The organism is Paenibacillus sp. PvR098 (assembly GCF_017833255.1).
Classification (GTDB): Bacteria; Bacillota; Bacilli; order Paenibacillales; family NBRC-103111; genus Paenibacillus_G.
Map to the genome: position 1 here is coordinate 3,482,880 of NZ_JAFIBU010000001.1, position 21,939 is coordinate 3,504,818.

General features: G+C 43.7%; 23 protein-coding genes. 5 read left to right on the plus strand and 18 right to left on the minus strand.

Features of this window, described 5'->3' with window-relative positions; translation table 11 throughout:
* Positions 1 to 69 precede the first annotated feature (69 nt).
* The 15 genes from JOE45_RS17285 to JOE45_RS17355 all read right to left on the minus strand — a co-directional run bounded on the left by JOE45_RS17285 (position 70) and on the right by JOE45_RS17355 (position 12,288).
* Positions 70 to 384, minus strand: a complete 315-nt coding sequence (locus tag JOE45_RS17285) for a DUF960 family protein (RefSeq protein WP_210023134.1) — start codon at positions 382 to 384, stop codon at positions 70 to 72.
* 43 nt (positions 385 to 427) lie between these two features.
* Complete coding sequence (locus tag JOE45_RS17290; RefSeq protein ID WP_210023133.1) at positions 428 to 763, minus strand: hypothetical protein; 336 nt, start codon at positions 761 to 763, stop codon at positions 428 to 430.
* Between the two features lie 115 nt (positions 764 to 878).
* On the minus strand, positions 879 to 1,364 hold the full coding sequence (locus JOE45_RS17295) for a hypothetical protein (RefSeq protein WP_210023132.1): 486 nt from the start codon (positions 1,362 to 1,364) through the stop codon (positions 879 to 881).
* A gap of 20 nt (positions 1,365 to 1,384) precedes the next feature.
* Entirely contained in the window at positions 1,385 to 1,699 is a 315-nt protein-coding gene (locus JOE45_RS17300; protein WP_210023131.1) for a DUF960 family protein, read from the minus strand.
* Complete coding sequence (locus tag JOE45_RS17305) at positions 1,700 to 2,194, minus strand: JAB domain-containing protein (RefSeq protein WP_210023130.1); 495 nt, start codon at positions 2,192 to 2,194, stop codon at positions 1,700 to 1,702.
* The gene (locus JOE45_RS17310; RefSeq protein WP_210023129.1) at positions 2,191 to 2,586 is read right to left on the minus strand and encodes a hypothetical protein; all 396 of its coding nucleotides are present in this window, start codon (positions 2,584 to 2,586) and stop codon (positions 2,191 to 2,193) included. Before JOE45_RS17310 ends, JOE45_RS17305 begins: the two co-directional genes overlap by 4 nt.
* Positions 2,587 to 2,818: 232 nt before the next feature.
* Positions 2,819 to 3,553: a hypothetical protein gene (locus JOE45_RS17315; protein WP_210023128.1), complete on the minus strand. Its 735-nt coding sequence runs from the start codon at positions 3,551 to 3,553 to the stop codon at positions 2,819 to 2,821.
* A 380-nt stretch (positions 3,554 to 3,933) separates the two neighbouring features.
* Positions 3,934 to 5,559, minus strand: coding sequence for a hypothetical protein (locus JOE45_RS17320; protein WP_210023127.1), 1,626 nt, complete (start codon positions 5,557 to 5,559; stop codon positions 3,934 to 3,936).
* Positions 5,472 to 6,890, minus strand: a complete 1,419-nt coding sequence (locus JOE45_RS17325) for a bifunctional DNA primase/polymerase (protein ID WP_210023126.1) — start codon at positions 6,888 to 6,890, stop codon at positions 5,472 to 5,474. The genes JOE45_RS17320 and JOE45_RS17325 overlap by 88 nt, the downstream gene beginning before the upstream one ends.
* Before the next feature lie 112 nt (positions 6,891 to 7,002).
* Positions 7,003 to 7,569 (minus strand): hypothetical protein, encoded by a 567-nt coding sequence (locus tag JOE45_RS17330; protein WP_210023125.1) that lies wholly within the window; start codon positions 7,567 to 7,569, stop codon positions 7,003 to 7,005.
* A 329-nt stretch (positions 7,570 to 7,898) separates the two neighbouring features.
* Positions 7,899 to 8,582 (minus strand): hypothetical protein, encoded by a 684-nt coding sequence (locus JOE45_RS17335; protein WP_210023124.1) that lies wholly within the window; start codon positions 8,580 to 8,582, stop codon positions 7,899 to 7,901.
* A 193-nt stretch (positions 8,583 to 8,775) separates the two neighbouring features.
* A complete protein-coding gene (locus tag JOE45_RS17340; protein ID WP_210023123.1) occupies positions 8,776 to 9,135 on the minus strand; it encodes a ribbon-helix-helix domain-containing protein in 360 nt (119 codons plus the stop codon).
* A gap of 434 nt (positions 9,136 to 9,569) precedes the next feature.
* Positions 9,570 to 10,601, minus strand: a complete 1,032-nt coding sequence (locus JOE45_RS17345; protein ID WP_210023122.1) for a hypothetical protein — start codon at positions 10,599 to 10,601, stop codon at positions 9,570 to 9,572.
* Positions 10,602 to 10,977: 376 nt separating this feature from the next.
* Positions 10,978 to 11,199, minus strand: a complete 222-nt coding sequence (locus JOE45_RS17350) for a hypothetical protein (protein WP_210023121.1) — start codon at positions 11,197 to 11,199, stop codon at positions 10,978 to 10,980.
* Positions 11,200 to 11,367: 168 nt separating this feature from the next.
* On the minus strand, positions 11,368 to 12,288 hold the full coding sequence (locus tag JOE45_RS17355) for a restriction endonuclease (protein WP_210023120.1): 921 nt from the start codon (positions 12,286 to 12,288) through the stop codon (positions 11,368 to 11,370).
* 92 nt (positions 12,289 to 12,380) lie between these two features.
* Between JOE45_RS17355 and JOE45_RS17360 the strand changes: the two genes are divergently transcribed.
* Entirely contained in the window at positions 12,381 to 13,496 is a 1,116-nt protein-coding gene (locus JOE45_RS17360; protein WP_210023119.1) for a hypothetical protein, read from the plus strand.
* Positions 13,497 to 13,564: 68 nt separating this feature from the next.
* Positions 13,565 to 14,386 (plus strand): NaeI family type II restriction endonuclease, encoded by an 822-nt coding sequence (locus JOE45_RS17365; RefSeq protein WP_210023118.1) that lies wholly within the window; start codon positions 13,565 to 13,567, stop codon positions 14,384 to 14,386.
* A 35-nt stretch (positions 14,387 to 14,421) separates the two neighbouring features.
* On the opposite strand, the gene JOE45_RS17370 is transcribed toward JOE45_RS17365, so the two are convergent.
* Positions 14,422 to 15,666 carry a DNA cytosine methyltransferase gene (locus JOE45_RS17370; protein ID WP_210023117.1) on the minus strand — a complete coding sequence of 415 codons (1,245 nt, stop codon included), beginning with the start codon at positions 15,664 to 15,666 and terminating at the stop codon, positions 14,422 to 14,424.
* Between the two features lie 218 nt (positions 15,667 to 15,884).
* On the opposite strand from JOE45_RS17370, the gene JOE45_RS17375 reads away from it, so the two are divergent.
* The 3 genes from JOE45_RS17375 to JOE45_RS17385 all read left to right on the plus strand — a co-directional run bounded on the left by JOE45_RS17375 (position 15,885) and on the right by JOE45_RS17385 (position 18,148).
* The gene (locus JOE45_RS17375; protein ID WP_210023116.1) at positions 15,885 to 16,298 is read left to right on the plus strand and encodes a very short patch repair endonuclease; all 414 of its coding nucleotides are present in this window, start codon (positions 15,885 to 15,887) and stop codon (positions 16,296 to 16,298) included.
* 140 nt (positions 16,299 to 16,438) lie between these two features.
* Positions 16,439 to 17,608 (plus strand): DUF262 domain-containing protein, encoded by a 1,170-nt coding sequence (locus JOE45_RS17380; protein WP_210023115.1) that lies wholly within the window; start codon positions 16,439 to 16,441, stop codon positions 17,606 to 17,608.
* A 9-nt stretch (positions 17,609 to 17,617) separates the two neighbouring features.
* A complete protein-coding gene (locus JOE45_RS17385; protein ID WP_210023114.1) occupies positions 17,618 to 18,148 on the plus strand; it encodes a HEPN domain-containing protein in 531 nt (176 codons plus the stop codon).
* Between the two features lie 319 nt (positions 18,149 to 18,467).
* Here JOE45_RS17385 and JOE45_RS17390 read toward each other — a convergent pair whose 3' ends face one another.
* Both JOE45_RS17390 and JOE45_RS17395 read right to left on the minus strand, forming a co-directional pair.
* Positions 18,468 to 20,567, minus strand: coding sequence for an AAA family ATPase (locus tag JOE45_RS17390; protein ID WP_210023113.1), 2,100 nt, complete (start codon positions 20,565 to 20,567; stop codon positions 18,468 to 18,470).
* A 301-nt stretch (positions 20,568 to 20,868) separates the two neighbouring features.
* Positions 20,869 to 21,531 carry a hypothetical protein gene (locus JOE45_RS17395; RefSeq protein WP_210023112.1) on the minus strand — a complete coding sequence of 221 codons (663 nt, stop codon included), beginning with the start codon at positions 21,529 to 21,531 and terminating at the stop codon, positions 20,869 to 20,871.
* Positions 21,532 to 21,939 lie beyond the last annotated feature (408 nt).

Sequence of the window (21,939 nt, forward strand, 5' to 3'; positions counted from 1 at the left end):
AGTTGTAGATCAGGGTGGGAACAGTATTTTTATTTTGCGATCAAAAATCTTGGAAAGGCTTCCCGAATTCTAGTGGGCTGGATTCGCGACCGTGAGCGTCGCCCCTAGATCGTCATAATTGATGATCCATGCCTCAATATAATCTTGGGAAATATTGAAGCCTTCCAATAGGTGATCTTCTTTTCTAGCCGGATTGTTCTGGCTATGAACGATGCGAAGCTGATTTTCATCAATTTTGTGCAGTTCGAAAAACTGCCAATGATCCATTTCTAGTCCACGTTCGATTTGCGAATCGATTAGTCGATATAGATGGAGCTGCAAACCTAGCGGGAGGAACTTATGAGCCTCGCTTGTGGCTCCCCTTGGCACGAATTTCGGCATCATAGAAATTTGCTCCTTTTGAATTCGTTTTTTGTGGGTCCTAGAATCAAATACATTCTTCGCGTTTCTCGTCCGTTACGGAGACGCGGCACTTTGCGCGGACGCTAGAAGTGTCGAGCTTCAACCATTCGCAGGCCTTCTTGCGGAACGCTTCTTCGTATTGCAGGAGCTCATCGTGATACAAGATATAATCGCCGTCCCATGGCTTGAACTCCAGCTCAACGAATTCGTCTTGCGTTTTCTTGCCGACAAAAGCGCCTCCAAGATGTCGGCCTAGCCTAGCAGCTATGGAGTTGCTCATGGGAACGCTGGCTGATACGGTGACGGCTATACCGGTAAGGAGGCAGACATTTTCTTCGATTAGCTTTACGATGTTTTCCATGCGCTTAAAGGCCTCCGATTTATTTGGTTTAGTATTTTTCTGGCTGCTAAGTTTCGTATGGGAAATGATCGAGAAATAGCGGGCTGTATGCAAGGAGATTTTCCCCTTATTTCGTTTACACTTCTTTGATTCGCCATTCAAATCCGAGAACTTGATTGAGTTTTTCCGGCAAATAGACCTGATCTCTGTATGTGTCTTCTTCGCTTTTGAATGGATCATCGGCAACAGCTATGCAAACCTCATGCGAGAAATCGGATAGCGGACGCAATAGTTTTTTAAAGTTGTTTTCAAGCATCTTGATCTCGGCTTCGGTCATTCTGCTTAAGTTTATGGGATGTGGCAGAAACCATTGCGCAGCGACTCCATCTTGATCAATGTAGAGGTTTCTTGGTGGAACGATCAGATTTTTAAGCTTTTTAACAAGCATCCTTTGAGCACGTTCAAGTGCAAATGGATGCTCGATTTGGACGAAGGGGACATCGAGGAATCCTGTGAATTCTACTATGAAGCTATCCAAGATGTCGTCATTCTTATGTCTATTTAGGAAGTCATTTTGATCATTGATTTGGTTACAATCATAGATAACTTTAGGTAAGGGCATTGAGCACAACTCCTTTTGATTTAGTATTCTGATGGCAACATCATGGTACAGTAGGGGCCGCTGTCGACAATCCAGACGGTGACGTCTCGAACCGGAAGTTGTCCGGAATCCCACTGCCACGATTTCTTGTAAGGCGGCTGCTCTTGGCGGTGAACAATCCGCTGGATTTTGATTCCCGCGAATTGCTGCGTACTTAGCTCGAATACTTGAAGGTAATCCATTACCGCTTTCTGCTTTAACCTTAGATCAATTAGGCGCCAGAGCAACTGCTGTAAGTCTGGGGCAATTGCCCTATCGATTCCAGAAGTCTTGTACCGGGAGTGTTTTGGGAACAATCACATCAGCCCCCGTTCTTTCATGCTGACGAACGTTCCGTCGCCGAGGATGATGTGATCCAACAGTTCAATGCCGAGTAAGGTGCCGCTGTCTTTAAGTCTCTCGGTAAGTTCCACATCTTCAGGGCTCGGAGTCGGCTCGCCGCTCGGATGGTTGTGGCAGGCGACAATCGACGCGGCGTTTGCAAGCAGCGCAAGCTTGAACGTTTCCCTAGGATGGACGAGGGAGGCATTCAGCGTTCCGATACTCACGGTATGAAGGGCCGTCGGCTCGTTCTTGGTGTTCAGGCACATGATGCAGAACTGCTCCCGGTCGCTATCGCCGATGAACTGGCGGAAAAGGTCCGCCGCGTCCTTCGGGCTTCGAATGAACCGGTTCGGGTAGAAGATCGTCGACGATTCTTTGACCATTCGCAGGCTCAGAACCTGGATTCGCTTGGCTGGCAATAGCTTTTCGCTATTCTGTTGAGCTCGCCATTTGAGTGCACCATTCATGCGATCTGCCCCCTCTCAACATGGTCGGCAAACCATTTTTCCAGTTCGCTTACTTGCGTACCGGCAACGGAAATGACGAACGTGAAATTTTCGTTGTCGTCCATTAGACAAGCTTTGAAAAGCTGTACATCCTCCAAAACGATCCGTTCCGCATACTCCGCATGAGCTTCGGGAACGGATATTCCAGCGAATTGAACGTTGGGGAGTGATTCCATTGGCTCTAGCAGGATCAGCGTGTACCCGTGATCGGACAGGCAGAACGGTTCGCCAAGCTCGCCCTGTCCCAGCAGTCCGCGAAGGTCCTCGAAAAAATCCTCAAGAAACCTTATAGCGGAATGTGGGAGAAGGGGGTGGAAACTCGTAATATCTTGCAGTGAATTCATGTAAATCATCTTTGCTCGCCTCCAGTTAATTTCCATATCATGGTAATATTAACTGCTTTCAGTTTGAGCAAAAACGGTTTTTCGGTCGCTTGATGAGGCGTTTTAGGCCCCATTTCGTTCTTTCTGGTATCCATGGGTGATCGGTTCGAAAGTCTGCCTATTTGCATCCTACCCGCAATATGGACGGTTAAAGGTGTCGCAAGCTGTATCGTCGCAGCCGATGGTATCCGTTCCTATGAAATTACCGGCTTGGAAGTACGTCTTTCCATCCTTTTTTAAACTTGTCGCGTTGCGAAAAGTTCGTAGCTAAGTCGAAGAATAACCAATCGAACGTTGAGGTTAGATCCTCCCCTTTCATTAGCCGCCAAGTTACCTCAACGTGATCCTCGTGTACCTTTACCAATTCGGGAATGGGTTCTGCGGAAAGTACGCTTTCCTTTATGTTTTCGAACCAGATGTAGCGCAGATTCTCCGGCAAGTCCTTAATGGCGAGATCGAGAAAAGAATCAATTTTTGCAGTTATTGTGGCTTCTCGCGGTCCCCAGATGTTATGGCACGACGGGATTCTTTCCAAATAATACGATTTGTTCATCTCTGTATCATCTTTCCTGTAGGCTACAAGTTGGATAGCGAACTCAAAATCGGACACTCGTTCCTCTAGCACCTCCTTCATTAACTCCCAGATATTACGGTAAAGTTGCTTCAAGGCAGCTTCGTCGTCGGCTGCGATCGGGGAATCCAAAGCCCAAGTAGCCATATGCTGCTTGCCGTTATAGGGGTATATTTTCGTATGTGTTGCAATTTGAACGGGTTGCGTGGGGAACCTCCTCATGAGCTGCCGGAATCTGGCTTCCGACATCCCGTGAGGAAAACACATTATGGTATATGCTTTAACAACAGCCTGCTTATCGTTAACAAGCTTGTAAAATCCGACAATATCAAAGTCAGAATCGGTTACGGGGTAAAAATAATGCATGATCAACACACTCCCTAATGTGAATTTGTTTTTGGGCTTCCGCTCGATGAAATTTGGCAAAGACTTTCCTGAATTGTCCCAGGCTGCACCTAGGAAAGCTGGTTGCCCGCCCCCCTTGGCTACGGATTCGAGGGGAGGCAAGGGGGATGCCCCCTTTTTTCGCCCCCGTCTCGCAACCAGCCCCCGCGCAAACATCTTGCGGAATTCCTGCCTCGCATGCTCTTGTCGAGATCGCCCCCGTTTCCCCCGGCTTTGGCGGGGGAGAGAGTTCGGTTTTTTTTTTTTTTTGCCGTCAGGGGGGGACAATTTTTTTTGTTTATTGATTTTTTTGCGGGGGAAACGAGGGCGATTTCGTCGTCACCCTTGCCCCGCCTAGGTTTTCAGGCGTCCCCGAACAGCTCGCTTAGGGGGTCGTCGCCCCCGCTTTCGGGGGCGTTGTCCCCGTTCCTGAGGCCAAGCAGGTCCTCCGTGTCCGTTGTTTGTGTTGGTTTGCGGCGCTTCGCGGAAGCGATCTCTACCTTTCCATTCCCTCGCAAAGCGTCTGCTATCACGCACAGCTTCCGGGAACGGTTTCCGCGAATCTCCTTTTTGACGAGGTTGTGCCGCCTGTCCTTGCCGTTCTCCTTGTAGGTCTCCGTCTTGGTGAGGCCTTCCTCGGCCAACTGCTTCCAAAGCGTGTGGCTCGTGACGGAAAAATGCGTACCCTCCGCGGAGAGGAAGCGGCTGACCGTGTTGTACAGAACTTCCGGCAAGAAGTAGAAGTAGGCGTCGTCGTGCCAGCCGACGTGTGTGCTGCTTTTGGGAAAGTCGTCAGGGTGCAGCGGCTTTGTAGGCTCAGTGTAAATCGTTCGGTTGGCCAGAAGCTCGGACACGATGCTGACGAAGCGCGTCGTAGGTTTGACTTCCGTGACCTGCTGTCCCTGATCGCCTGCTATGATAAGGAAAATGTCCCAAGCTTCATTGAGCAGCTGTTGCTTGCGGTCAGGTCCGATTGCCCCGACGTCGACGGCGTACTCCAAGCCGAAACTCAGCCCCATGTAAAGCCATGAGGCGGCTTCGGTCAGCCTTCCATGTACGTTCAGGCGGCTAGCCTCATTCCTTCGATCGTAGAAAATCTGCGTAAGACGCGCGTCGTCGCGCTCGTCCATTGCGGCTGCAATCCACTCTAGGTAGCCTACCATCGCTTCGCTCAGTGCGCTGGCTTGCTGCTGCGCAGCAGTCAGTTTTTCGAGATCGATGTCGTCAATTTGGATCTCGACGGGAAACAGGCGAGCGACGCTGGAGCTGCCGCTTAGAACATCCTCGGCGGTCACTACTCCCATGCCGCGTGGAGGATAGTCCTGTCGAAGGCTTGTATCCTGTTTCATCCTTCCGCGTCCGATCCGATCGCCGTAGCCCCTGAGGATCTGCTGCGCCAACTGCATCATGGCCTTCGCTTCCCTGGGGTTTTCCGTCGGGTGGTAGTCGTCGATGAGCAGGAGCGAATCTTTCGCGTCGAAGCCGCGCTTCTCAACCGAATTCGCCGTGTCTTTGAAACTGGCTGGAGGATGTTCCAGCAAATCCCCGAAATGGCATGTCAGCAGCTTGGCAAACGTCGTTTTGCGCGTTCCCGTGTAGCCGTAGAACCAAACCAAAAATTTAGGCTCCAGCCGCGCTCTACGCAGCCACTCGCACAGCGGGGCGAGGAAAACCAGCGACCATAGCGCCAGCGTTACCCGATGGGGAGCGATGTCTAGCAGCCGAAGGCTTGACTTCATTGCCTCCTTGGGGTTTGCCGGTTTGGCGGGGAGGGCGAAGGTTTTTAATCTCTCATCCAGCTCCACTTTGACGTTTTGGGCACCCAAGGCTCCGCCTGCGTGCAAGTACTTCCAGCTTCCGTCTATTTCCACCCAGCCAAGATGCTTGAAGATTTGTTCTTTTATTGCCCCGCTCGCCGTCGATTGGATGGCGTGGCGGACGGTATCCCTGACCTTGTTGCCCGGCTGGATGTTCGGCTCAGGCCCCATCCAGCAAGCCATTTCATGCTCTCGAAGTCGCTGGCAGGAACGAGTATTGGGGGCAGTCGCTTTCCGTTGTACAGGATGCAGCCCTCCAGTTCGTAGAACCGCTGGCGTTCCGCGCCGTCGTCCTTCACGATGTCTTTGTTGATCCAGGCAAAAAAATTGGCCTGGGGAACGAATGTTTGCTCGCCGTCTTTGTCCTTTAGCGCCAAACAAAGATTGCTTCCCCTAACCGAGTATCGCTCCGGAAGCAGGTCTGCCTTCGCTCTGATCTTTGCGGAGAAGGCGCTGGCCTTTTTCGCCTTTCTAGGCGACACAAACAAGGCGGGGGAGTTGGTGATTTCGTCTTCGCCATTTGTTCGTACGGTGCCGAAGCATTTGGAGATTTGCTCCTCGCCGCATCCGAAAGTCCTGCAGCGAGTTGGCCCGTAGCTCGCGCTGTCGCCTTCCGCAGCCATTTGAGCGATCCGCTGCTCGTTTCGTGCGTCGTGCTTGCCACTAAGCTGCGAGAAGGCGCGTGCCGCTTCGGGGTATCCCGCACGGACGAGCATGGCGGTGACCTTATGCCAAGAGTCTTCATCGCAGCCGATGCCCTTCTGCTCCTCGACGAAGTTGCGCATTTTTTCGCATTTCTTCGTTAGTACATCCAGTATCTGATCTGCCGATGGCGAGCTACCTGTAATTGTATCTTGGTCGCGTTTCGGCACAGAAGGTCGCTCGAAAGGCTCGGCCTCACCGTCGAGGGTTGTTTTGACTGTGGTTTTCGGCGACAAGAGTTTCAGAATGGCTTGGGGCGCGTCTGCCAAAGGCACATCGCCCGGACCCCTGCCGGGAAGCCATTCGTACCTACCACCGTTTCGATGCAAGGAAGGCGGAAGAACGGTCAATTGACCATCCGCAAGAATCGACAACTCCTCGTGTCCCCCATTGGGACCCCGATCGGTGTACTTTTGGTAAGCCGTACCTTTCGGAATCCCGAGCAGGTATCTCGCGCCGCCTCCCGGCGTGGAAAATGCCCAAGTTAGCGGCGGCTCGCCTCCGAACAACTCATGCACCCTCGATTCGCCGTAAGCGCCGTCAGCGTCGATTCCGACAATGCCAGCTTTGGAACCAGTTAGCATCCCGACGTTGCTTTCGGGCCATTCCCCGAACCATTCGCTGATGGTTTCGGGATCGTCAGTTCCCCTCGCAGACCAGTTGCCGATCCGTGGCGCTTTACCCGGATTGCCGCATGTTGCCTTATGGTGCTCGGAAGCCCCTTCATGACGAGGATGGCAAACAGGGATTAGCAAAAAGTTGGCGCTTGCGTAGGCGAGCGCTGCCTCTTGCGTCGTCATTGCATTTAGTTGATTTGAGGAGAGTGTTGCATGGATTCTTCTTCTATCGCCATGTCCGACACCGCTTTCTGTCATGTTGGCAGGCGGGATTGACCCCGCCTGCTGGTAGAACTTAATGATCCTCGTTGGGATCAAAGCTATCCAATTTCAGTTCATCAAGTTCATGATCAGGTTGCTCATGCTCGGTAGTAGCCTCGGATTCAAGTATCGCTTGCTCGGCATAAGACTCGTGTTTATCCTCATCCTGAAGCTTCCCCTGTAGGGTTACAATGGCAACGGGCTTCCCTTCGAGATTCGTGATCTTCACGTTGTCGTAGGAAATGGTGGATCTGCCCTTGAAATCGAGTCCAAAGGTTTCCACGATTTCCTGAGCCAGCCCGCCGGAGTAGATGACGGATTTTTTTCCGCTAGTACGCAGCAGGAAACGCTTGTCGTCGAGGCCGAGGTCATTGCCGATCACCACCCCGCTGTTGGTATATGCAAATTGTACGGAGTCCGGGGAGCCGATTGCCCCAATCACATCGGGCGCAATCGTAACTCTCTTGCCGTTTTTTTTCGTGTAAACGATGGAAAACTTGCTTGGTGCGAGAAACTCTCTAGGTACGTGCGTACTTCCGGCTGGCTTGAGTTGCTGAAGCTTGATCTCCTCTAGGATCAAAGAATCTTGATTGCTTGTCATGTCGATTCACCCTCCAAATGGTTTGATGATGATTCTGTGCTCGTCGATGCTTACTGAGATCAACTGAGCGCCATGCTTGCCCGCGATGACTTGTTCAAAGCGTTTAGTTATCGGAGCTATTTAGTTTTCAAGGAGCATTGATTTCAAGGACCTGAAGTTTTTCCTCGATTGCTCTTGAAACCTTATGATCCAATGATAGCTTCGTAATCAAATGAAAAAAATGTACGTATTTTCATGTCTTTTATTCAAAACGAACACAAACACGTGTTCCTGTTTAATTGCAAAAAAAGAAGAGCAACTATGTAGCTGCCCTTCTTTTGACCAGATTCTCACTGTTCGTAGATTTTGTCCTCAGTCATTTTTCGAAGCAATTTTCCAATTTGCTCAACTTGTTTTAGATAATGCTCAGCGTATTGTGTCATTCGATCATCTGGAACATGTCTAGTTATATAACGAAAATCATCAACAATTATGTCAGCGATATTCATTTTAAGTTGGTGAACAAGAATAAAACGGATATCTGAAGAACTATAAAAAACCTCGTAAAAATTCGCGTAGTCATCGGCATCGATATCTTGATTAATATTATCGATGGATCGGTCTATTGTTTTTTTCGTGTTTATTATATCTTGAGCATAGGCCGCTACTGTTTCGTAATCTTGCAATTTAAAAGGTAGACCAGTTTTGTATATCGTAATATGTCGAATCAAAAGCACAAAGACAGATTTCAGGTGTTTAGGTATCTGAAAATCACGGCCTACTTTGTACTCTGATAGCTCTTTTCCCATCAGGGCACACGCTTCTTTGAAGTTTTTAAGAGTATTACGATAAGCACGGTCTTCACTAAGGTACGGATATACTTCACTTGCTAAGAATTTCAATGAGTAATAGTTTTTCTCATTGTTCTTTTCTTCGTTCCTATTTTTGTTTTTTTCCTTATCGTTGTTCCTATTCTTGCCTTTTTTCATAACTTGCCCATAATGAGCTGGTCTATTATATGGATTCTTTGGCATTTTTCCCCCGACGTTATAGTTGGTTTTGTGACATACACAATTATATTCGGAGTATTAAGCTTAGAGCAAACCGAGAATGTCTGCCCGCTGTAGACAAATAAAAGTATGAGTTTCTCTATGTTTCTTTAACAATTCTTACGTCCGGACGTGAGTATCTTGGCATAGTATAGGTGGGCAATATTTGACAAATGCTTTATGATTCGCTATGTCCATATAGTTGTCGCAAAAGGGCATCAGAAACTGCTTCGCTGAAGCTTCGAATCTTTCTCATCTTTTTCTGTTTCTTCAATGCATCGAATAGTTCAATTGGAAGATAGACTGTAACCTTTTGATATCCGTCTCCAAAATGCGGGGAACGGCTTTTATTGTCTTCGTGTTCTTTGACTTCGACTATTTCTGTGGGACGTTCGGGTGCCTGGAGTGGGACCAGCTTAGTTTCGTTCTCATTCTCTTTGTTTACTGATCCCCAATTGATACCGTGGAGGGGTTCATTTCTTCTGCCCCCCAAATCCAGGCTACGCTTTCTCCGCATGGTGTATCCGCTTGCTTCCATTCAAACCAACCTCCTGCTTTGTTTGAAATCCGACGTCGACATCGATGTCGATTTTGTTATAAGGATGTTTGTGTGCAAGTGAAAAGTAATGCGAGGAATGAGGCCTGTTTTCTTCTATGTTCCAGTTACGTGCCGCACGCCGAGCGTCTCGGCGTCATTCTAATATATAATATACCATTATTTTACATTTCGATTGCAGTTTTTTGATTTGCTTAAGTGCAAAAAATAAAGGCTACCTAGTTTGTAACCTTTATTTAATTTTAGACAAAGTTGTCTTTATAGTAAACCACTGATGTGTCGATCAATTGTTGTTGTTAGTTAGGTTTAACTTTTTCCATTCATTAAAATGAACTAAATCAATGCTTAGTTGTTTTATAACATCTTCAATCTTTACAATCATGTGTTTTGCCTCCTAGTTGAGTTCTATAAATAGATTAGTTTCCGAGCTTGTACTTTGGATTAATTAAAATTTTTTCCGCTGAGTGTCGGGTATGGAAGCGCATGTCTCTTGTGGATTGATTTGCTTGTTCAGTAAAAGCTTCCTTCAACGTAGCGTTTTCGAATTGGAAGTAGTCCCTGCCTTTCTGACTGCCGAACAGGGCGACCATGGCGTAGTTAAAACTAGCGGGGTTGCAGATTCCTGCGGTACCGGGCGGAAGAAGATCAATGATGTGGCCGATCGTCAATTCGTTGGAGTCGATAATATGCTTATCCAGAGAGAGAAGCAGGGAGGCGAAAAGGACGTCAGCGTTTGATCGCAGCTTGATCTTCGACAAATCAAAGCGTCGTGATTTCGCGTCAGTCCAAGAGAAATTGGTGATTTCAGGCTCCTTGGTCGAGTAGCCTGCTGCTACGTTCTTATATGCGTTACGGTTGCCGTACGCCTTGAGGAAGCGATCGAGCTGCAGGCGGTTTTTGGCTCCATAGGACAACTTGGGGATGATCGCGCGGAAGAGTTCGGAGTAGCGTTCGAGGTCCTGCAGGGAGCGTGAGAAGGTCTGTTCGCTGTCCTGATGGTTAATCGCCTTGAGCAGCTCCGACATAGCCTGAATGCGATGTTGGTCGGCTATCTCGAAGTCGTCTGGGCGCAGCAGGTGAAGGAGAAAGGCTGCGGCGTTGAAGCCGTTTTGCCAGTCGTGCAGGCGTTTCTCCCAGAACTGAAACGATTGCGCGGCCCCGAAGGAAGCGCCCTGGACAAACTCGGGCCACGCCTTGACGATGGCGAGGATCGTTCTGCTGTGAGCCGAGGGCATGTCTTTCCGCTGCCAGGCACCGAAATGCCAGCCGAGCGCCTGCCTGAGCGCGGTGATCGGCACGGTGGCGGGATCGCAGAACATTCGCTTCCACTCGTCCAGCGGCTCTACCGGGTATCTGGTGTAGGGGAAACGGGACAGGTGCTCGTCGATCTGCTCTTGGATGAGCGCGGCGATTGCGCGTTTTTCTTTTTCGCTTAGTGTTATGGACATCTGTATCGCTCCGTTTAGTAGGAAAATTGGCGACGGTATCGTCGGTTGCGCTTGATGACGCTCCGGTCGCTACCGTCGCTTATTTAGGGACAGACAGGGGTCAGAAGTATTTATCAAAGTCTACGGGATTAGGTGCGAATGTATTTTTCTGATCTTGATTTTTAGGCAACCTGTAGTCCTCGTCGTGGCCGTTCAGGGCGATCCGCTGCTCCGGCGTTAGGAACGGGTCTTTGAGTTGGATGTAGAACGGCTTGGCCAGCTCCCGTACCCAGGCGAGCGCGGCGGGGACGGTACCACCATGAAAAACGGGAGGACCGTCTATCCAGAGGTCCTCCCATACGAATTCAACTTGTTCGCTTTTTGCGTCAATGTGTACTTAAATGTCTGTTCCGTCGACATACGGATTGGTGCCGTTCTTGTCGGTAGTTCTAAGGACAAGCCTTACCTTAATCGCGTTATCCACGGTCAAATCCTCATGTACTTCAGCCATCGCGGAGGCCATCACCCACACATTTGCACTTTCCCGTTCACTTAGAGTGCTCCCATTGTATTCAAATGTTTCTTTGAGCTTGTCCAAAATGAGCTTGACTGTTTTCATTACATACATCCTTCCAAATGAGAATAGCCCAAGGAGGAATTCCTTGGGCTTCATTATTATAGTACATGTTTAAGAACGGAGACTTTACGATTTTGATAATGTTATTTTACAGTGAAACTTAATTGATTCTTAGTATGGAACATGACCTCACAGAGAACCAGCCTGCTATTAGTGCTTGCTTTTGTTAGATATAGGGTCGAAGTAAATGTAACCTTGTGTTTGAGCTGCCCTAACTTTGGCATCAAGCATATCACTGAATGATATGTTACCACCGAAAACAAAGCTAAGGTCCCCACCGTCAATTAAAATTGTCTTAATCGATTTTCCAGATGTGAGCGCCGAGACGGAGTCGCGTGAGTACCCGTTTATGGAAACAAAGAAACCACGGCCATACATCTTCCCCTCCACCTTATATGCAAAGTGGTAAAGAGCATCGCTGGCTGTTAAAGCGTCGTGCCATTTAGCTTCTACAATATAGTTCTCACCATCAAATTTTATTGACCCATCGATTTGTTCTCCCTTAATCTTAAAAGACTCAGTTATTTTAAGGCCTTCATATTCCGCCAAGTCCTGAAGCAGTTTTTCTAGCTTATACCCTCTCTCTTGGGTCGATATAGTCACATCACTATAGAGCCTGATAAAATCGTTATTCAGACTTGACAGAGATATCCTTTGCATTTGAGCGGCTCTAGCTGCTTCCTGTTGACGACGTTCCTCTTTTACTTTAGCATCGCGTATTTCTTGTACTTGCTTCAAATGATTAATACACCGCAATGCTTCAGCTTCATCCAGCTTCTTTAGCTTCTTGAAATAATAAGGGTCAAAGTGGTTCCATTCTTTTAAAGATACGAGCATTGCTCTAAACTGCCCCCACCCTCCATCGTCCCTAGAATGAAGTGCTTGAAAAACTCGATCGACTATTTGGGCACGGTTCAAGCTTTCTTCATTGTAGTTTTTGACAACGGCTAAATCCCGTGAAGTACAGTTATTATTCTTTAAAAAGTCAACAATTTGCTCTTTTGGCCAAAATATTGCTAGTATGCACGCCCTCATCGCATCAGCAATATCTTTTGGGAACTTTATTGACACGTCAGACTTTCAACTCCTCATAGAATTCTTAATAGGAAAAATGGTACAATGTTGGGGGTGAATACCTAGATGTCCATAGCGCAGGTGATAACATGACAAACAATAACCAAAAGACTTATGATTCCATTCTATCAAAAATTCGAGCAAATTATGAAGATGTAAGTTTAGCAGAGCTTAAGCGAATATCGGAAATCATATGTAGCCGCTATACAGGCAGTGATATCATCCTGAGTCAACTTTCAAATAAGGAATTAATGGGAAATATGGATTACTTTTCAAGGTCCTATTTTGAGCTGGTAAATTACAAAAAAGTGTGGGGATCCGGTTCTAAGCACTACATACTCAGCTCGTTATTTAAATCAAGTTACGGTCTGAGCTCCGAAAGTCGGAAAAGAATATTCGCTGAGAAAGAGTTGTTTATTGAGCAAGATAATGTTGGATATGGCAATAGGTCCGGATTCGCTCATTTTAAGTTTTTTGTAAGGGGGAAAATCCCTTATTTATTTTTAGTTCATGAATACGGATACAACAGTATTACCAACAAAATAGAAGAGCTAGTAACAACAATTGAAAATGAATTTTTGCATGATATTGGTTTTGATATAATTAAAGATGAAGTGCAGATTTTTTATAAAGACGTCGGTGAGCATTATGACCAGGTAACACTTCAGCTAGAGATGAAGAATCCGAAGTGGAGAAGTCTTGAAATGCATGAACAACTGTGGTTTGACCAAACATGGGACTCAATTGGACTTGGTGGGGAAGAGCCTGGCCGGAACACATATTTTTTCGAAAAAGGAAAGCAATTCGATGCATACAAAACAATCATGGAAATCTTTGTCAACGTGAAAAAGGAACTTTTTATAGTCGACAATTATGTTGATTCCAGCTTGTTCCTTATGTTAGATATTGTGAAGTCAAGTGCTTCTATAAAGCTATTGACGTCCAAAATGCACGGGGACGCTTCGATAGCAGTAGATAAATTTAAAGCACAAAGAGGAAACTTCGATTGGTGTAAAGCCAAGGATTTCCATGATCGATACTTAATTGCAGACAATGACTGCTACCTGCTCGGGGCTTCTATTAAGGATTTTGCCAACAAAGCGACAACCTTGGTGGCAATTAAAGAAAAAGAAGTCATCAAGGTGATAAAGACCTATGCTTTAAACATGTTTCAAGAGAATTTGGCCAAAAATGCCGGGGAGTAATATCTTCAAAATTAAATGGCTTTTGGGTTTCAAAAGCAGCAGAAGAAAAGAAGTCTACAACGAGGTGGATGAAATTGCAACAAATGAATCTCTTTTCAGACGATACAGATTATGAATTATCTAGAGTTATTACTTTTTTTAAGAGTATCCCGAATTTTGAAGGGAAGCTGGGACGAATACTCAGGAGGTCGATTGATGAAGTAGTAAACGGTAGATATACGGGGAGATTTAGCATTGACCAATTGGATAAAACTGAGAAAACTTATATTGGAACTCGTTTCCAACATATGCTTCAGCATGAACTTGAATTGCCATATGGTGAGGTTATGGATGCATTAATCGATGGAATTGAAGTAGATGTCAAGTTTACAATTGGAAAAAATTGGACAATCCCCTTAGAGGCGGATGGTCACATTTGCCTACTTATTTCTGCAGATGATAACAAATCGGTTTTTCAAGCGGGATGTTTACGAATTTCGTCAGAAGTACTAAATACAGGTAAAAATAGGGACAGTAAAAGGTCGATTAACGCGGAAGGAAGGGATTTAATCACGTGGCTAGTATCTAATGGAACATTACCTAGTAATTCATTACTAAAATTGGATCCTGAAGTAATTAAAAGAGTATACTCGAAAAAATCTGGTCAAGAAAGAATTAACGAACTGTTTCGTTCTTGTCCAGGAATTATCTTCAACGGTGCCGCAATAGAATCTGTTGCAATGCAAAAGGACTCTTCCAAACGGGTTCGCGATGCGCGCAATATTTGGTTAAAGCCCGAGGGAATAAGCATCTATTCAGGCAAATATGACAATGACAAATTAGAACAAAAAGGGCTTAAACCATTAGAAAAAGATGAGTTCATATCATTTTATGATCTTGAAAAAGAATAAACTAAGGACTGTCTCTGTGACAGTCCTTAGTTTATTTAATGAGCTAGACTATATATCTCCGAAGACTCTTTGATTTCAGTCTCAACAACGGACTCAGAGAAGACTTCGTCTACTACTTGTTGCAACAATGTGTTGAATGCGGCGGTAGTCATCCGGTTTCTATCTTTTTTTAACTCTACGGATGGTATGCGATCCAACTGTCTAGCTAAATTATTCGCTACGGCTTGCGCCAACATGGGGGGGACCGCATTACCTATTTGTCTAGCAATCTCCGCCTTTGATCCGACGAATATAAATTCATCATTAAAAGTCTGTAGCCGCGCAGCTTCGCGATGGGTAAGCGGGCGATGGGCTTCAGGATGCAAATAACAACCTTTCTCAGGTTTGAAAAACTCAGTTCTAATAGTATAGGCCGGTTCCTCCCAGCGTAATCTTCCAAAAACGTCCGTACTTCCTGAGGGTTTTTCCAACCAACAGCGCGGTGTGATCTCCGGAGCTTTCCGCATTAAATCAAATCGATTTCCACCCGGCGGAATTAACCGATAACGCCTGAGAGAAATCTCTGTAGGGTTTCTTCCGAAGTGCAGGTTCTGGGATTGGCCGACTTCTTCCGGTTGAGGAGATTCTAATGTAGTTGTATCGGGATATAACGGCAAATCTGAAATAGCATCCCTTACATTCCTGCGAACTGTAAGCGGCAAGGGGAATGTTGGAAAATGTGGACCCAACAAACCAATAATAAAAGCTCTCACTCTTCGTTGGGGAACACCATACTCGACGGCTTTAAGCTCTCGATAATTCACCGTGTATCCCATCCGCTCGGCAAGGGTTTTTATTGCAATCGCTTCTCTTGATCTTAGCAGCTCCGGTACATTTTCTATTACAAAAGCGAGAGGTTTCACTTGGGCTACGACCCGCATGTACTCTTGCCACAATTGGTTCATTCGTAAGTGCTCGTCTCTTGGAGAGATCTTACCTAAAGGGGAAAATCCCTGGCATGGAGGACCGCCTATAATAATATCCGCTTTAAGACTAACTGTACCCAGTTTCCTGATATCATCATTGAATACACATCCCGGTCTGGCTATATCAAGCATTTCACTTTGCAACAAGTCATCTTCAATTATTTGGTGATTAAAATTTTTGGCGTAGGTTCGAGCGGCAGCTTGGTCAAATTCGACTGCAAAAACTGATTTATATCTCCCAGTGTTGTTGAAGCCCAAGGAAAGCCCGCCTGCTCCCGAAAATAAGTCGATAGTTTTATAGGTTCTTCTGGACATACTGTCGTTAGCTCCTTTCCGAGATAGTTCAACACCGATGCGCCTTCTATGATACCATATTTAATTGACTGCTTCCTCTATTAGTTTATCACAGAACATATGTTCTTACAATTTTTATGTTAAGAACAACTAGTACTTGTATAAATTCAATTCATCCGTTATTAATTGTATGCTGTTTGGTTGATATTATAAAAATAAAGATTCAAGGAAGGATCAAAATGGTCGATTTTGTGGACAGAGTAACCCGAAGCAGAATGATGCAAAAAGTCAAATCTATTTCTAAGCTGGAAGAAATGATTAGCAAGGAATTATGGAGACGGGGGCTTCGAATGAGGCGAAACGTTCTCGATTTGTACGGAAAGCCTGATTTCAGCTTAAAAAAATATAAAATCGCCATTTTTATTGATTCCTGCTTCTGGCATTCATGTGAGCAGCATGGTACGGTTCCACAAAGCAATACGCAATTTTGGGAAACGAAGCTTAACCGAAATAAGTTGCGTGATCAAGAAGTAACGCAATATTATGTGGATAAAGGCTGGAATATTTTGCGCATATGGGAGCATGAATTAAAGCAGGACTGGGAAGGAGCAATTAACAAAATTGTTACCTTTGTACTACAAAAGTCTTCCTAAAATTTGGGTACAAATGTTAGTATTAAATATGTAGATAATATTTGGAAGACAGTATTATTCAAGGACATATTTCCCCTAAGCGGAGAGCGAGGGGATGCCTACTGATTAAAAATGGTCTATAAGGCGAAGGGAGAATTGCAATGGTTGAAGAAAAAGAGTGGTTTGATGAGGTTGATACTTCTAATGATACCGAATACAATTCAATTGGTGAATATGACATTACGTCCACACCTAATGATTTTAATGTAATTACAATATTCAACTTTATTGAAAAAGGAATCTTTAAAATCCCCGCATTTCAAAGGAATTATGTTTGGGATATTAAAAGAGCTTCAAAACTTATTGAGTCGATAATACTAGGACTTCCTATACCACAGATTTTTTTATACGAGGAATCAAGAAATAAATTTTTAGTTATAGATGGGCAACAAAGGTTACTGTCCATTTATTATTTTATTAAACAAAGGTTTCCGCGACAAGATAAAAGAATTGAGCTAAGGGAGATATTTGATCGAGAGGGCAAAATCCCTGAATCGATACTGGCAAATGAAAATTATTTTACAAATTTTAATCTTAAACTAGAGAGTAGTGACCCTAACAAGCCCAGCAAATTCAACAAGATGAATTATGCAACATTAGAAGAATACCAGACTGAGTTCGAACTGAAGACAATACGAAATATGGTAATAAAGCAAAACCAGCCTGATAATGAGCATTCATCAATTTTTGAGATTTTCAATAGATTAAATACAGGAGGATATAACCTAAAACAGCAAGAAATTCGAGCGAGTTTGTTTCATTCTGACTTTTATAATTTGTTGAACAGAATTAACCTGGATAAAAGATGGCGTCGTCTTTTAGGCAAAGTATCACCCGATTTGCATATGGCAGATGTAGAATTTCTTTTGAGAGGATTTGCGATGCTATACAACGGACAAGAATATAAACCATCAATGAATAAATTTTTAAATTTATTTTCAGGACAAAGCAAATCTTTCACAAGGGATAAAATTGAAGAAGCGGAGAAGGTTTTTTCAGCTTTTTTAGCAGCATCGGAAAAATTGGATTCGAATATTTTCCATAGTTTGAAGGGGTTTAGTGTTTCTATTTTTGAAGCAGTTTTCACAGCAGTAGGACGACCCTTTGTTAATAACACTAAAAAAGATGTCGAGATTTTTATAAGTGAAGATAAGGTCAACCGACTTAAAGGGAATACCACATTTATTGACGCCACACAATCGAATACTGTTAGTAAAGACAACGTTTCTACAAGAATTGCTCTAGCACAACGGATTCTTGTTAATGAATAAGGTGCCGTTATGAGTACATTTATAGATGTGGTATATAATGAAAGTAAGGCTATTAAAGACTTTCTTAAAGAACAAGATCAAATCTCTTTTTTGAGCGAAGTCGACGACCAATCAAGAAAAAGTTTGCTGTTGTCAGCGGCTAGTTATTTTGAAAGTAGACTAACAGATATATTATTAAATCATTTGAAACATATCACCAACCAAAATCCAATGATAGTATCTTTTGTGAAAAATAAAGCTATTAGTAGGCAGTATCACACGTATTTTAAATGGGATGATGTTAATGCAAATCAATTTTGGGGGTTGTTCGGGAATGATTTCAAAAACGAAATGAAAGAATTAATAAGGAACAACCCCAAAATAGATGAGGCGGTTAAAGCATTTTTAGAGATTGGAAATGAACGAAACAAACTTGTGCATGGGAACTTTGCGATATATAAGTTGGAAAAAACACTTGAAGAGATTTACTCTCTTTCTAAAGTTGCTGAGCTTTTTTTGGAGTTTTTGGAGCATCGCTTTCCATGCCAGCCGCAAGGTTAAGTTGTAACCTTGGATATAAATATGAATGACAAACCCCCAATTGTTAAATATTTGGGGGCTTACTTAACTTACATCTATTAATTGTCATGGGCCAAGAATTTTATTTAAAGAGGCCGCGGAAGAAACTTCGCCTTAGCGATGATACGGCGACCTTCGGTAAATCTTGAACTACGCCACCTCCCCGAACATTCTCAGCATCACGCGGCGGCGGATTGTGGATTTGCCAAGCCACGGTTCGCTTTTCTGAACCCTTGTCCATATAAAACCACAAAATGAGCTCTGTCCAAATTACCTGGTCAGAGCTCATTTTGTATGAATGTTATACGAACTTCATAAAAAGCTTTTGCCATAAAATTTTGGTTGAGTCATTAATAATTTTTGAGCGCTGTAAAAGCAGGCGTTGTTTTGCCAAGCGTGCTAAATCAACTTTCCAACCTATATTTAAGTGAATACTGTGTTTGTGTGCAAAATCTTGAATTTGGTTAATTAATGAGTTGCCAGCGACATAGACGTCTTCAAACTCCTCAGACTCAACATCACGAAAAAGTCGTACTATTCCGGGTCTAATCATGTCAAAAGGAATAAGGTCCTCTACCTCGCTATTTTCAATTTCAGTAATATCAAACACTTCAATGATTTTGTCGGGCGCATCCTTGTAAAGACGTTGTTCCAGTTTATTCTTAAAGTCTCTTCCTGGTTTATCAGAATCTAGTAATACAAAGGGGAGATCATCTGATTTACCAGAGAGTAAACTTGCGATACCCTCAACTCCTCGAACTCCACCCGACGGTACAAACACTATTTCTTCTTTTGGAGCTATGAGTTGTTCACTAATCAAGAAATTTTTTATTGCGCTTAGATAGAACTGATCAGATGGCCCTTCAACAATTATTGGCTTACATCCTTGCAACAAGGTGTCAGAAATACTAAGTCCAAGGGCCGCATGGATAGCATAAACTGATCTTGCTTGAGATTTATCTTCAGCTGCTCTAAGATCTTCAGAAGCAACTGTATACCCTTCGTCATCAACGTAAACAACTTTTACACGATCAACATGACTAGTGTCTACCAGAAATGGAGAATGTGTGGTATTAATAATCTGATTAGTATTAGAAAGGCTTTCAAAGAATTTAGATAAATCTCGTTGGGCTAACGGATGTAAAGATAGTCCCGCCTCATCTAGTAATAGTATTGCTCCTTTATGAGATTCTTGACTTTCTACAAGGAATATTAGATAGAAACTCAGGAACCACTGTAACCCTGTGCTTCTACCCTCTAATTCGACCTGCTCCGGTCTAATTTCATCTGATACCCATATTCGAAAATGCTTACCGTCAGCATGGAAATCGAAGCGGTAATTTCCTTGCTTCCACCAATCTCTAAATTTAGAAGTTAAACTAGCAGAAGCAGATTGAAGGAGAACGTCTCTTTCAGTTTTATTTTGAGCGGCTTTACTTATTTCCTCAATAGGTGGCTCTTGAGTAACATTACCGTATGCATCTCTTATAGGCTCAGGGTCTTTACCAAGTTCAAGAATTTCTTGAGGATCAAGTCCGACGAATTCAAATAATACACGCAAGGTTCTAACTTTCGCTTCAATACTACCAGATAGATCAGAGCGTTTTAAATTATCGATGACGTGAGGTAAGTAAATTTCGGAATCTAAATTCCCATAGTTTGAGTAGTATACAAATGATGGGAGCTCGCTTAAAACTAACTTTCTGGCTGCCTCTATACTTGATGGGTTAGGTCTTTCTAGGATGGTTTTAAATTCCCGAATCGAGTTCAATGTATCCATTAAAATCGGTCGTATAACTGAGGTTTTCATTTCTTTTGAGTTGAGATATAAACCATCGATAATAGCATTAATGTCAGATAAAATTAGTTCTTCTTTCTCACCGATTATTTCAAGGGATGCGGTAAGCCGCTGAAGAGTTTCATCCTTTATACCCTCCTCGGTCTTACCGGCTTCGTCTAAGGAGCCTATTAAATTGAGTGCATTTTCGATAATTTTGCTTAAATTCGGAGCAAGAATCGAGGCTTTACCTTTAGCATAAGGGAAGCCGATATAATAATTACCGTTAAAATCCCTATCAATTGAAGCGATTCTAACATCGTCATACTCGCCACCAGTAATTTTAACCAGGTTCTGTATTAAGTTGTGGGGAAGTTCAAATTCAGTTTTTATGAAAATAGGCTTCTTTTCTTTGTCTCTTAGTTCTGAGTATCGTTTTCTAGGAAGATCAGCAAGTAGATCAATCTTACCTCCCTTAACAGGGTGGAGTTTCCAAAGAGCAGTGAGTAAATTAGATTTTCCGGCTTCATTTACACCGACTAGTGTGGTGACATCATCACATTCAATCCAACCACTGTCTCTTACCGATCTAAATTCTAGGACTCTATATCGAACTAATTTCATTGAATAACCCCCCCACTATTTCTATACGACTAGAATAACATAGAATTTGGATATTGTACTATGACATAAAAGAGAGGTGATAAGTGTTAAGCGGCATCTCCGACAACCAAATCATTACGCTCCGGCGAATTGTGGTTTTGCACAGCCATGGTTCAGAAAAATGAACGCTTGTCCGTTCAAAACCACAATGTGTAATGGCGGACAGGGGTTCGAGACGCTACAATCCGAATCAGGCATTGTCATTAATTTTATAGATACCATCAAATATAATTTGAAATCGTTTTTTGACCATAATTCGCTTTCATCGCTTACTATCCTTGCACAACTGAGCTGCATTGATTGATACTGTCGATTTCTTGGCGGATTCTCTAAACATAAGCAAGATTTTAGTTTTATTTTCAATTTGGTTTTCAAGGAAATGTAGAAATTCAGGATTTGTAATCAGTCGATTTCTTTTATCATCATTTACGTTGATCGATAAGAAAATCCCTTTTTGATATTGGTATCTGCTAATGAATTGATCAATCTTTAAGAGATCATTCTGCATTTCTTCTCGTGTAACCTTGGGGTTTGCTTTTACTTCGATAATCAAATCTTGATGATCAAATGTACCGGGCTCATGAATCAAGAAATCGGGGTAATATATTGCATCAGTACTTTGAATACTGAACAGTTGTTCAATTTCCTTTCCAACTTGCGATTTTCGTAGTTCTGCTTGTAGAATGACTTTTTCGGTGAGGTTATTTTGCTCCATGATCTTTCGATATTGATGGTAAAGTTCATAACAAAAAACACGCTCATGATGCCGCGTTAAATAAGGTATCAATTGTTCCCGTCTCGGATCTTCATCACCAATACCATGAGCGTTTAGCATAGAATTAATCCAAGCTTGAGAGCCATAGTACACTTCGTTTATATTGTTAAGGGCCTTTCGGAGAAATTCTATATAGTCAGGTAAGTTCATTTTTGTCCTTTGTTCCTTTCCTTTTTCTTAGGAAGAAATAAAATCTTATTAGGAAAGTTCTTCAAACGGCTCTGGATTTCCTTTTCATAGCATTTAGTAAAATGAAATTGGGTGATGGCTTAAATGAGTGTATATCGCTCTAAGGATATCATGCCACATCCCCAAATATCCTTAGCATCACACCACGGCGGATTGTGGATTTGCCAGACCACGGCTCAGTTGTTAGAACCCTTGTCCATGCAAAACCACAACAATTAATGATGGACAGGGGTTTGCTACGCTCTCAGTTCAAAACAGACGATTTGTCAGTAATTGTTTCAGTACCGTCAGTTGCGTTTTTAGACGCTTTGACGGTACTTTCGCTTTTCAATGAATTTTTCTGCACTGGCCCAAAAAATGGTATAATGT